The sequence below is a fragment of the Mycobacterium kyorinense genome, assembly GCF_001672775.1.
GTDB lineage: Bacteria > Actinomycetota > Actinomycetes > Mycobacteriales > Mycobacteriaceae > Mycobacterium > Mycobacterium kyorinense_A.
In genome coordinates, this window is the sequence record NZ_LZKJ01000069.1 from 1 (window position 1) to 10,648 (window position 10,648).

Genomic DNA, 10,648 nt, shown 5'->3' on the forward strand with positions numbered 1-10,648 from the left:
GATCCCGGCGACCACGCTGGCCTGCGGCGGCAGCGCCGCCTGCAAGTCGCCCACCCAGCGCCGTCGCGTCGGCCGACGAGTTGGCCGCCGCGCGTCAAGAGGCCGACGAGTGCTTGGCGCTGCACGAGGTACGGCCGGACGGCGCGCCGCCGGCCTACGACGAATCCTGGGACGAAATCCTGCTGCAGCGGCTGCGCACGGCGGCCGGGGCCGGCCGGGCACCGGCTCGCGGGCCGGTAGCGGAACTGCGCCGCCACGACCGCGAGCACGCAACGCAGTACGTGGCCACGCTGCGGGCGTGGCTGGCGGCGCAGGGTGACCTGGCGCAGGCTGGCGAACGGCTCGGTGTACACGAAAACACCGTGCGCTACCGGCTGCGCCGGATGGCAGAAGTCACCACCCTCGGCCTGGACGACCCGGGTAAGCGGCTGGCGATGACGATCGAGCTGGCCTCCAGCGACGACGAACCGACCGTTGTGTCGGAAGCCGACAAACACTGACTTTGGCGTTGTCGGATTCCGGCAAACCAGTCAGCGGGTATCCGCGCCACCATGGATAACGTGATTGGTGATGGAGGTCCGCGGTCGGCGGTCGTGGTGGGCGCCGGTGTCGTCGGGTTGTCCACGGCATGGTTTCTGCAAGAGCGCGGCGTGGACGTCACGCTCGTCGATCGTGTCGGCGTGGCCGCAGGCGCCTCGTGGGGCAACGCCGGATATATCGCGCCGGCCCTGACCATGCCGCTCAACGAGCCGCACACGCTGCGATACACCTTGCGCTCCCTGCTGAAACCATCTGCCCCCGTGCGCATTTCACCGTCTACCGACCCGGCGCTGTGGCGCTTTTTGATGCGATTCGCAGCCAACTGCCGCACTGCGTCATGGACCCGGGCGGTGCGGGCCAACCTGGCGCTGAGCGAGGAGTGCATCGAGGCCTACGACGTACTGGTCTCCAACGGTGTCGACGCGCCGATCACCGATGCGCCGATCACCGCGCTGTTTCGGACATCTCACGACGCCGAACATTTGTTGGCAGAACTGCGGCGCTTCCAAGAGGCCGGCCAGCCCGTTTCCACCACGGAGTTGACCGGCGCGGCCTTGCGTGAGCAGGTGCCGCTGGCATCGGATGCGGCCGCCGCCGGTGTGCGTGTCAACGGCCAGCGCTTCGTCGACCCCGGCCGGTTCGTGCAGGCGCTGGGCCGCTCGGTCGTCGAGCGAGGGGCCACGCTGCACACCGTGGAGGTCACCGATGTGGAGCCGGCCAGAGACGGCGTCGTCGTGCACACCCGCAGCGGTCCGGTACTCAGTGCCGACGTGGCGGTGATCGCGGCCGGCGCCTGGTTGTCGCCGTTGGTGAGCCGCTGGGTGCGGGTTCCGGTGCATGCCGGGCGCGGTTACTCGTTCACGGTGCCGGTGGAACGTCCCGTTCCCTGCCCCGTGCACCTGCCCGACGCACGGGTGGCGTGCACGCCGTTGAACGGCAAGCTGAGGGTCACCGGGATGATGGAGTTGCGCGATCCCGACGCGCCGGCATCCGAGGCACGGGCCGATGCCATCGCCGACGCGGCGCGGCCCTACCTCGACGGCGTCTGCTGGGAGCAGCGCAGCGAGGTGTGGGTCGGTCCCCGTCCGCTGAGTCCCGATGGTCGCCCGCTGGTGGGGCAGGTGTCCCAGGGGATCTACGTCGCCGGCGGGCATGGCATGTGGGGCATGACCCACGGCCCGGTGACCGGGCGGTTGCTGACCGAGCAGATCACCACCGGCAAGCAGTCGGCAGCGCTGCGTGAGTTCGACCCAAAGCGTTAAGAATTTCGTTTCTTAAGTTCCATCCCACGCGATAAGTATCCGATTTCTAGGAGGCACTACATGTCCAGTTCAGAAGGTGTATGGATGACACCGGAAACGCGCGATCGGCTTGAGGCTGAGCTGGCCGCACTGTTGGGGCCGCACGTCGACGACACCCTCGACCTGGACGAACGCCGCGCGCGGCGGGCACGCGTCCGGCAGATCCACGATCTGCTGCAATATGCCGTCGTCGGCGAAGATCCACCCGACGACGGGGTTGCCGAGCCCGGCATGGTGCTGACCGTGCGCTACGACGACACCGGCGAGACTGAAACGTTCCTGCTCGGGGCCCGCGGCGCCGAGCATGGTGATATGGAGATCTACTCGGCCCAGTCACCGCTGGGGACCGCGATCACCGGGGCGCGCCGCGGCGAGAAGCGCAGCTACCGGGTGCCCAGCGGCGCCACGGTGTCGGTCACGCTGGTCGAGGCCGTTCCCTACGGACTGCATAGCAGTGACTGTCCGGCCTGACCGGTCGTGATCAGCGACTTTGAAGCCGAGTTGGCGGTGGTGTAGCTTCGATGAGCACACCATGGGGCTATGGCGCAGCTGGTAGCGCACCACACTGGCAGTGTGGGGGTCAGGGGTTCGAGTCCCCTTAGCTCCACCCAACGAACTGCAGGTCAAATGGCCTGGGACCGTTGCTCTGCCGCTCGGATCGGTACCTTCGGTCTACCCGTGGATGAGGCGTCGTTTTTGCTGGGTGAATTCCTTGTCGTTCAGGATTCCGGCGTCGTGGAGTAGGTCGGTGAGTTCGCGCAGCTTGGCGAAGATCTCCGTTGCCGAACTGTCCGGTGACTTCGGTGGTCGGCTCGGGTTTTCCCGAGTGGGCGCTCCCGCCCGCTGTTGGCGGCTCCAGCCGGCAGTACCCGCCATGGCGCGCCCTGCCATACCGGCCAATGCCATTTCGGCGTAGGGGATTTCCGACGCGCCCGCAGCAGCGGCGGCCGACGCGGCGGCCGTGCTGGATTCCAGCGACGTCAGGGCGACCTGGCGGATTGTCGGGGCCGCCACGGTCCAGGCTTGGGGTACCGACAACGAACCGAGTGAGGCCGCCTGTCCCATACCCGCCGTGGCGCTGGCGGCACCCGCGGTACTCAGACCGCCCAGGGCTCCCAACCCGCCCAACGGAATTAAGCCCGCGCCCAAGCCGCCAGGGCCGATTACGCCCTCAACCTGGGCCCCCAAAAGCTCGAGGTCCAGGCCATAAAACTCGGTTCCCAGGCCCAGGAACTCAGTACCGAGGCCGGGTACCTCCAGACCTGCTAGGCCGAAAGTGTCGACACCAAGGCCGACCTCGTCCAGCGCCAGGCCTGACGTGCCGGCGTTGGCCCCGCCGCCAATCAGGCCGGGCGCCACACCGGCACCCTTGAGCGCGCTTTTGCCCGATGCCCCTGTCAGTCCCGTGAGCGCACTGGCCGGGGTAGAAGCTACCGACGACACCGCTGACGTTCCGGTACCTATTGCCATCTGGCCCAGGCCGGTAGCGGAGGAGGTCGATTGCAATGGCTGCGTCATCGTTCCCAGCGCCTGGGACACCCCGTTGATCGATGACATTGCGTTCTGGGCTTGAGTGCCCGCCGAGGTGCTGGCCGCGTGCGCGACCGCGACGGATTGGCCGCCCAGCCCACTCGGATTGGTGGTCTGCTTCGGCGCGGTGAACGGAGTCAACCGGGTGGCTGCTGCCGCGCCGCCGGCATAGCCGTACATCGCGGCGGCGTCTTGAGCCCACATTTCACCGTAGTGAGCTTCGGTGGCCGCAATCGCGGGCGTGTTTTGGCCCAGGAAGTTGGTCGCGACCAAGGCCGCCAACTGAGCGCGGTTGGCGGCGATCACCGGCGGGGGCATTGTCATCGCGAACGCGGTTTCATACGCTGCGGCGGCTGCTTTGGCCTGGCTGGCCGCCTGCTCAGCTTGGGCCGCAGTGGTATTCATCCACGCCACATAGGACACGGCCGCGGTGCTCATCGCCATCGACGACGGACCTAGCCATTGTCCTGTCAGGCCGGAAACCACCGACTGGTAGGAAGCCGCCGCCGACCCCAATTGGGCGGCCAGCCCGTCCCACGCTGCCGCGGCGGCCAGCAACGGCCCTGCTCCCGGACCGGCGTACATGCGGGCGGAATTGATCTCCGGAGGTAGCAATGCGAAATCCATATCCGTTGCTCCCGTTTGCTTTAGCTGGCACCGATTGCGTTGGCGACCTCGGTAGCCGCATAGGAGACGGCGCTGCTGCGCAGGGTCTGCACGAACATCTCATGAATAGCCGCCGCTTGTGTGCTGACCGTCTGGTAGAGGGCCGCATGCGCGTTGAATTGCGCCGCCGTTAATGCCGACACCGCGTCGGCGGCGGCGGGCATCACCGTGGCGGTCGGGGCTGCTGCAGCCGCATTCTGGGCGGTTACCGCCGCACCGATCGCTTGCAACTCACCGCTCGCGGCGGTCAGCATTTCTGGTTGCATGGTCACAAATGACATCGGTTTCTCCTTACTTTCTGGCCGGACCACAAGTCGGCCGCCAACAAATGGCGCGCGAACCTATTGGCAGATCGCGAAAAACCCCGAAGTTGACGATGAAGTGGTGCATGCCCTGCTCTCATCGGTTGTGACTGTCGGCCAACGGGTTTCGTCCGTGAAAGAGATAAGGGTTATCAGGTGAGTATCGGGATGAGCCCGACGGCGAAGACCAGGTAGAGCACAGCGGCCCCGGCCAGTCGAATGGGCGTGAGTTTGTGCGTGCGCAGCGTGTACAGCAGGTAGCCGATCGCGGCCATGGTGATCGCACCGGACCAAAGCAGTGCGTGATCGAAGCGCCAATCGGTAAACAACAGGCCCAGGCCGCTGGGCACCGTCGCCTGGATCATCATCGCCCCGGAGATATTGGCCAGGGCCAGTTGGGTTTTACCATGCCGGACCCAGATGACTGCGTTCATGATCTCGGGTAGCTCGGTGGCGATCGGCGACAGCAGCAAGGCGGTGACGGCCCCCGACAATCCGAGCATCGGACCAATGGCGTCGAGCTGGTGCACGAACACCTGCGAGGAAACGAAGATGATCGCCAACGCGCCTACCGTTTGCGCGATCACCAACGGGGTGGCCGGTCGCGCAACGCGGGGTTGCAGCTTTAGCGGTGCCAACTCCTCCTCGTCATGCGGGTCCAGAGTGTGGCCGCCGCGCAGTTCGCGCCAAAAGTAGACGGCGTAGACGGCGAAAAACAGCAACCCCACCCACGGCTTGATGGCGAACGCCACCAACCCCAAAGCGACTTTGACTACGAACACCGTCATAAACCAGCGCTGATCGTTTGCCAGGCGTGCCGCTTGGACGGAATCGGCTAACACGCTGTTGCAGCCAGCCTCGTGATCTGACGTCGGGGCTTCGACGTTCACACCGCCACCGACGGCCACCACTTCGCGGCTACGCGTGCGCCGCCGCGCGAGCAAGATGGCACCGGTCACCCCGTAGGCGACCGTCGCCAGTACCAGCGGGCCGCCCATCGCGGCGCCGACCCCGATGTCGCGGATCTGTGCAGTGGAGCCGGTCGTCACTGCGACCAGCGTGACCACCGACTCGGGCAGCGCTGTGCCGAACGCGGCCAAGATGCTCCCGACGGCCATTTTGCCGACGTTCAGCCGCTGGCCAAGCCATTCCACGGCATTGACGAACCACTCACACGACAGATAAATCGCTATCGCGCAGGCGATCAGCAACGCGATATGCACCACGAAGGGCCTTGCCTCCCTCGCCCACGCGCAGGTCGGGCGTTAGACCTCGGTTCGGATCTGTCTAATCCTGCCATTCATTTCGTTATATTCGCAAATATTAAAATGTTTCGATTGGGCGAATCCGGTTGTCGGAAGTGCGCCAGAATGGAGGCCGCCATGGCAAAACCAGAACAACGGCTACCCGAAACCGCTGACCCCGCCGTTGCCCCCGCTGAGCCCACCGGCCCACAGCTGACCTCAGCCGCAGCCACTTTCGCGCTGCTGGGCAATCCGGCGCGGCTGCACGTGCTGTGGCTGGCCGCCCAAGATGTGCACGACGTGACCGCCCTGGCTGACCGGGCCGGCGTCGGAGTGGCCACCATGAGCCAGCATCTGGCCAAGCTGCGCCTGGCCGGCCTGATCAGCGCACGCAAAGAAGGGCGTCGCCACATCTACACCGTCGAGGATCCGCACGTGCTCACACTCGTCCAGCAGATCTTCGCCCACATCGCCCCCGACGGCAGCCTCGCACCCGACCCACCATCCACACCATGAGCCGAACGGCGAGCGGAAGCCCGCCTATCTTGGCGGTATGTCAGAGGAATCGAAGGACCGCGCGGCCGCTCGGGCCGAGGAGCTGATCGAACGGCGCGCCGACTTGCAGCACGGGCAGCCGACCACCGAAACGGACGCCCAGTTGGCAGCCGAGCGCGCCGAGGAATCGCGTGATCGCGCGGCCGCGGCCCATCGCAGTGCTGCTGTCCGCCACGACGAGTCGGCCCAAACACATGAACGGGTGGCCCTGGTGCACGAGGACGCAATCGACGCCGGCGTCGGTGATGCCGACGAACACCGCGAGGCGGCTGCCCTCGCACCGCGAACAGGCCGCCGCGGACCGATCTGCTGCCGAGTCGTCTCAGCGTGCGGCTGACGAGGAGTAGGGGATAGTGCAGGCGCTTTCATCGTGGTCCGGTGCCGACCACGACGCCTGCGGCGGCTTCGATCGGCTTGACGATCGACGTGAAATCGGAGTTGGGCCCCTCCGCGGCCAGGGTCGCCTCCCATAGTTGCGCCACGGACTCGGCCAGCTGCGTTGGCAGACCCAGCGCTTTGGCCTCATCGAGATACAGACGCACATCCTTGACCATCAAACCCGTCGCAAACCCGTAGTCGAAGGTGCGCGGAAGTACCGCACGCGGAAACTTCTCGCGACTCGCGTGGGTGGCTCCGGATCCGGCGTTGAGGACATCGATCATGACCTGGGCATCCAGACCCGCCTTCACGCCCATCACCATGACTTCAGCGGTTGCGGCCAACGACGCGGCGGCCATCAAGTTGTTGACCAGCTTCATCATTTGTGCGGCACCGGGTTTTTCGCTGACGAAGATGGCGCGGCCGATGGCATCGAAAATGGCTGCGGAGGCGTCGAACTCGGCGCGCGGGCCAGACACCATCACGGCAAGTGTTCCCGCTTGAGCGCCGTGCACCCCGCCGCTCACCGGGCTGTCCAGCATGGCGATCCCATGTTCGGCCAGCAGTGCGTGATTACGTTGTGCTGCTTGGCTTCCCGCGGTCGACAGATCGATGAAACGCTGGATATGGTTGCCGCCGGCGACCGCCTCAGCCACCTGCGTCGACACCTGTGGTGTCGGCAAACTGGCCATGACCGTCGGCGCACGATCAGCCACCTCCCGTGCTGACGCCGCACGATCTGCGCCTGCGGCCACGACGGAGTCGATCGCGGCACCACGGGTATCGAAGACGACGACATGGTGTCCCGCGTCGACAAGTCGGCGCACTATGGCGGATCCCATGTTGCCCAACCCGATGAATCCGATGTCCACGTCTCGGCCCCCTATCCGCTCGATGTCGCTGTGCGTCGACGTTGTGTGGCCGCCAATGACCGCCGAGTGTGGGATTGATACACGCTTGAGGCATGAACTGCGTGACACAAGCCCACATTCGCGGCGCCCTTGACCTGAACTGCGGTTGAGGTCTTAGCGTCACGTCGTGACGCACCAACTGGCCTCCGTCGGCGCGATCCGCTTTGCGCGATGCTCGAGCAATTTCGAACAGACCGTCGCGTTCTACCGCGACCTCGTCGGGCTGCCGCTGTGCGCAACGTTCGCCAATAGCTACGGCAGCACCGGCGCGATTTTCGGAATGCCCGGCACAGCGCTCACTTTCGAGATCGTCCGAGCAACCCAGCCGATCGCGGTCGATGCCCATGAACAGCTGTGTCTGTATTTCCTCGACGCGACGGCGCAACACGAAGCGACGGCTCGGCTGCGGACAGCCGGAATGCAGCCCGTGGAGTCCCATCCGTATTGGGCGGCGGTCGGGGCGGTCACCTACCGTGACCCCGATGGGCGCGAGATTGTGTTCGCGCCCTTCGTATTCGGAGTCAACGAGCCGGCCGCCATGTAGCCGACGCGAACCCTTAGCCCAGCAACTCTTGTCGAACGGGGCCATGTCAGGGCTTGCTGCGTCCCGACCGGCTGAGCCGCCACTCGGGCGGGAAGTTCATGTCGTTGTCCTTCACGACGTTGTTCAGACCCTTGGTGAAGGTGCCCTCGGTGAGGTCGACCTCGTTGTCCTGGTCGTTTTGAATCAGTGGCAGCATGCCTTCCACCATGCCGGTCAACAAGCTGCCGAAGTACTCGCCCTTGTGCTGCTTGTAGAGCTCCAGGAACGTCTTCTGCACCGCGACCGTGTCGGTGGGGCGAGACCGCGAGCACGCCATCGCATACTTCAGCGTTTCCGCTTCGAGCTTCTCGAGGGGCACCACGCTGTTGACGAACCCGCACTCATACATTTCCTTCGCGCTGAAAGGCCGTCCGGTGAACAGCATTTCGGAGAACTTCCGTAGTCCCATGGTTTCTGCCCACCACCACAGCCGCGGCCCCCAGCCCACATAACGAAAGGCCGGGTGGCCGAACAGGGCGTCATCGGAGGAGACGACCAGGTCGGCGTCACCGGCCTGATAGAAGTGCCAGCCATAGCAGTATCCCTTGGCCTCGATGATGCTGATCTTGCGCAGTTCCTGCAGCGGGCGATTCCCGGCCGGAGCCTTGGCGTAGAAGTCGGTCACGGTGGACAGATAGCGGTAGGAGCCCCCTGGCGGGTACTTGACGCGGTCGTCGTTGATTGCTAGCTCGTGAAGCAGTGGCATCCCGGGGTTTTCCAGCATGTCGCGCTGCTCGGGCAGGTCGCCGCCGCTACCGAAATCCTCTCCCTCCCCGCGGATCACGACCACCTTGACGTCGTCGTCGACATTGCATTTGTGGATCAGGTCGGCATAGTTCTGCCGCATGCCCAGAGTCGTCGAATTCTGCGCGTCCGGACGATCGAAGGTGATATAGGCGATCCGGTTCTTGACGTCCTTCTCGAACTTGATGAACGGCTCGGCATCCCTTTTCATCTGTTCGTAGTCGTACTCAGGCATACAGGTCTCCCATCCGTGCGCGGTGTCGCCGTCAGTGTGTCAGCGTCGGACCGAGTTAGGGCAATTTGTACTTTCCGCTTAAAAGCACGGCACGATTGGCACGATGAAGGTCGCGATCCTCGACGATTACCAAAACGTCGCGCTGAGCATGGCCGACTGGTCGCAGGTGGCCGCCCGAGCCGACATCACCGTCTTCACCGATCACCAGGCCGATCACGACGCCATCGTCGAGCGGCTTGCCCCCTTCGACGTGGTGTTCGTGATGCGCGAGCGCACCCCGTTGCCGCGCAGCATCATCGAGCGGCTGCCGAACCTGAAGATGATCGCCTCGACCGGTCCGTTCAACGCCGCCATCGACGTCGCGGCCGCCCAGGAGCGCGGCATTCACGTCAGCACGACCGGCGGATACCTGGAATCGACCGTCGAGCTGACCTGGGCGCTGATTCTGGCCGCCGCGCGCCGCCTCGTCGACGAGTCTGTGTCGGTGCACAGCGGCGGATGGCAGACCTCGGTCGGTCGCCAACTGGGCGGAACGGTGCTGGGCGTGCTGGGCCTGGGCCGGATCGGCAGCCGGGTCGCGCGAGTGGGCGCGGCGTTCGGCATGGACGTCATCGCCTGGAGCACCAACCTGACGCCGGACGCCGCGGCACAGGCCGGGGCTACCTACGTCGGCAAAGAGGAGTTGTTCCGTCGCGCCGACGTGCTGACGATTCATCTGGTGCTCAGCGAGCGCAGCCGCGGTCTGGTGGGCGCAAGTGAGCTTGCGTTGATGAAACCGAGTGCGCTGCTAGTCAACACCTCGCGCGGACCCATCGTCGACGAGACGGCGCTGATCGAGGCGTTGCGCTCCCACCGGCTCGCCGGGGCCGGACTCGACGTCTTCGACACCGAGCCCCTGCCGGCCAGACACCCCTTGCGCACGCTGGACAGCGTCGTCGCCACTCCCCACATCGGCTACGTCGCCGACCGGGTCTATCAGACCTTCTACGGCGAGGCGGCCGCCAAGATCGCCCGCTGGCTCGACGACGTCACGCGCTGAACGTCGGCGCCGCCAGCGCGCCTCGAGGCGGCCGAGCACCAGCAGCAGGATCGCGGCCAGCAGCCAGCCCAGCAGGATGTCGATCACGTAATGCTCGGCCGAGTACACCAGCGTGAACGCCATCGTTAGCACGTAGGCCACCAGCAACGGGCGCCACCACCACCGGACGCGGCGCCACAAGAACACCGCGATCATCGCCGACAGCGCGGCGTGTAGCGACGGGATGGCCGCCACCAAATTCACGCTGGCCTGCCCGGAGTCGAGCAAGGCCCGCGCCGAGTGCAGATGCAGCGTGCCCCAGCCGCGGCTGGAGATGCGTTCCACGAACGGGTGGGCACCGGGATGACTGGTGTGCATGGGCCCCAGCAGCCCGCCGTCGGGCACCCCCGCGGGGCTTCGGAACATGCACCGTGGGTTGGACGGGCCGTCGGCGATCTGGTCGGGTGTGCAGCGCGCGGCCGCCCACGGCGGCGCCGACGGCACCAGCACGTAGACGATCAGGGCCGCAAATGACAGCCCGACGAATCGCCGGGCGAATGCTGCCCAGTCATCTCGGTTGCGCAGCCATAAAAGCCCGGCGATCACGTACGGCAGGATGAAAAACGACATGTAGACGGCGC

Annotated in this window: 12 protein-coding genes, 1 tRNA gene and 1 pseudogene; 8 read left to right on the forward strand and 6 right to left on the reverse strand. The window is 65.7% G+C overall.

The window, feature by feature from the left end; translation table 11 throughout:
* The 4 genes from A5707_RS07230 to A5707_RS07245 all read left to right on the forward strand — a co-directional run.
* Positions 1-500, forward strand: a 500-nt coding sequence (locus tag A5707_RS07230) for a PucR family transcriptional regulator (RefSeq protein ID WP_197495279.1), incomplete at its 5' end; no start/stop codon positions are given.
* A 51-nt stretch (positions 501-551) separates the two neighbouring features.
* On the forward strand, positions 552-1,802 hold the full coding sequence (locus A5707_RS07235) for an NAD(P)/FAD-dependent oxidoreductase (protein ID WP_065013833.1): 1,251 nt from the start codon (positions 552-554) through the stop codon (positions 1,800-1,802).
* A 60-nt stretch (positions 1,803-1,862) separates the two neighbouring features.
* Complete coding sequence (locus A5707_RS07240) at positions 1,863-2,312, forward strand: GreA/GreB family elongation factor (protein WP_065013834.1); 450 nt, start codon at positions 1,863-1,865, stop codon at positions 2,310-2,312.
* A gap of 63 nt (positions 2,313-2,375) precedes the next feature.
* Positions 2,376-2,448: transfer RNA gene (locus A5707_RS07245), tRNA-Ala, on the forward strand.
* A gap of 65 nt (positions 2,449-2,513) precedes the next feature.
* On the opposite strand, the gene A5707_RS07250 is transcribed toward A5707_RS07245, so the two are convergent.
* From A5707_RS07250 to A5707_RS07260, 3 genes are all read right to left on the reverse strand, one after another.
* Positions 2,514-3,998: a PPE family protein gene (locus A5707_RS07250; RefSeq protein WP_065013835.1), complete on the reverse strand. Its 1,485-nt coding sequence runs from the start codon at positions 3,996-3,998 to the stop codon at positions 2,514-2,516.
* Positions 3,999-4,018: 20 nt separating this feature from the next.
* On the reverse strand, positions 4,019-4,318 hold the full coding sequence (locus A5707_RS07255; protein ID WP_065013836.1) for a PE family protein: 300 nt from the start codon (positions 4,316-4,318) through the stop codon (positions 4,019-4,021).
* Positions 4,319-4,491: 173 nt separating this feature from the next.
* Positions 4,492-5,562: a sodium:calcium antiporter gene (locus A5707_RS07260; protein ID WP_232000654.1), complete on the reverse strand. Its 1,071-nt coding sequence runs from the start codon at positions 5,560-5,562 to the stop codon at positions 4,492-4,494.
* 159 nt (positions 5,563-5,721) lie between these two features.
* Here A5707_RS07260 and A5707_RS07265 point away from each other — a divergent pair, with 159 nt between their 5' ends.
* Positions 5,722-6,099 carry an ArsR/SmtB family transcription factor gene (locus A5707_RS07265; protein ID WP_065013842.1) on the forward strand — a complete coding sequence of 126 codons (378 nt, stop codon included), beginning with the start codon at positions 5,722-5,724 and terminating at the stop codon, positions 6,097-6,099.
* Positions 6,100-6,136: 37 nt separating this feature from the next.
* Positions 6,137-6,475, forward strand: coding sequence for a hypothetical protein (locus tag A5707_RS07270; RefSeq protein ID WP_082969312.1), 339 nt, complete (start codon positions 6,137-6,139; stop codon positions 6,473-6,475).
* A 28-nt stretch (positions 6,476-6,503) separates the two neighbouring features.
* Here the strand turns inward: A5707_RS07270 and A5707_RS07275 are convergent, their stop codons facing one another.
* The gene (locus A5707_RS07275; protein ID WP_065013838.1) at positions 6,504-7,388 is read right to left on the reverse strand and encodes an NAD(P)-dependent oxidoreductase; all 885 of its coding nucleotides are present in this window, start codon (positions 7,386-7,388) and stop codon (positions 6,504-6,506) included.
* Between the two features lie 166 nt (positions 7,389-7,554).
* Between A5707_RS07275 and A5707_RS07280 the strand changes: the two genes are divergently transcribed.
* A complete protein-coding gene (locus tag A5707_RS07280; RefSeq protein WP_065013839.1) occupies positions 7,555-7,971 on the forward strand; it encodes a VOC family protein in 417 nt (138 codons plus the stop codon).
* Between the two features lie 46 nt (positions 7,972-8,017).
* Here A5707_RS07280 and A5707_RS07285 read toward each other — a convergent pair whose 3' ends face one another.
* Positions 8,018-8,989 (reverse strand): enoyl-CoA hydratase/isomerase family protein, encoded by a 972-nt coding sequence (locus tag A5707_RS07285; protein ID WP_065013840.1) that lies wholly within the window; start codon positions 8,987-8,989, stop codon positions 8,018-8,020.
* Between the two features lie 103 nt (positions 8,990-9,092).
* Here A5707_RS07285 and A5707_RS07290 point away from each other — a divergent pair, with 103 nt between their 5' ends.
* On the forward strand, positions 9,093-10,028 hold the full coding sequence (locus A5707_RS07290) for a D-2-hydroxyacid dehydrogenase family protein (RefSeq protein ID WP_065013841.1): 936 nt from the start codon (positions 9,093-9,095) through the stop codon (positions 10,026-10,028).
* Here A5707_RS07290 and A5707_RS23105 read toward each other — a convergent pair.
* A pseudogene (locus tag A5707_RS23105) lies at positions 10,005-10,648 on the reverse strand (phosphatase PAP2 family protein); the annotation flags it as partial. The gene A5707_RS07290 and the pseudogene A5707_RS23105 sit on opposite strands and share 24 nt — an antisense overlap.

Coding starts and splice junctions, on each gene's coding strand:
- A5707_RS07265 (WP_065013842.1), top strand. CDS start 5,722: ATGGCAAAACCAGAACAACGGCTACCCGAAACCGCTGACCCCGCCGTT.
- A5707_RS07255 (WP_065013836.1), bottom strand. CDS start 4,318: ATGTCATTTGTGACCATGCAACCAGAAATGCTGACCGCCGCGAGCGGT.
- A5707_RS07270 (WP_082969312.1), top strand. CDS start 6,137: ATGTCAGAGGAATCGAAGGACCGCGCGGCCGCTCGGGCCGAGGAGCTG.
- A5707_RS07250 (WP_065013835.1), bottom strand. CDS start 3,998: ATGGATTTCGCATTGCTACCTCCGGAGATCAATTCCGCCCGCATGTAC.
- A5707_RS07290 (WP_065013841.1), top strand. CDS start 9,093: ATGAAGGTCGCGATCCTCGACGATTACCAAAACGTCGCGCTGAGCATG.
- A5707_RS07285 (WP_065013840.1), bottom strand. CDS start 8,989: ATGCCTGAGTACGACTACGAACAGATGAAAAGGGATGCCGAGCCGTTC.
- A5707_RS07235 (WP_065013833.1), top strand. CDS start 552: ATGGATAACGTGATTGGTGATGGAGGTCCGCGGTCGGCGGTCGTGGTG.
- A5707_RS07240 (WP_065013834.1), top strand. CDS start 1,863: ATGTCCAGTTCAGAAGGTGTATGGATGACACCGGAAACGCGCGATCGG.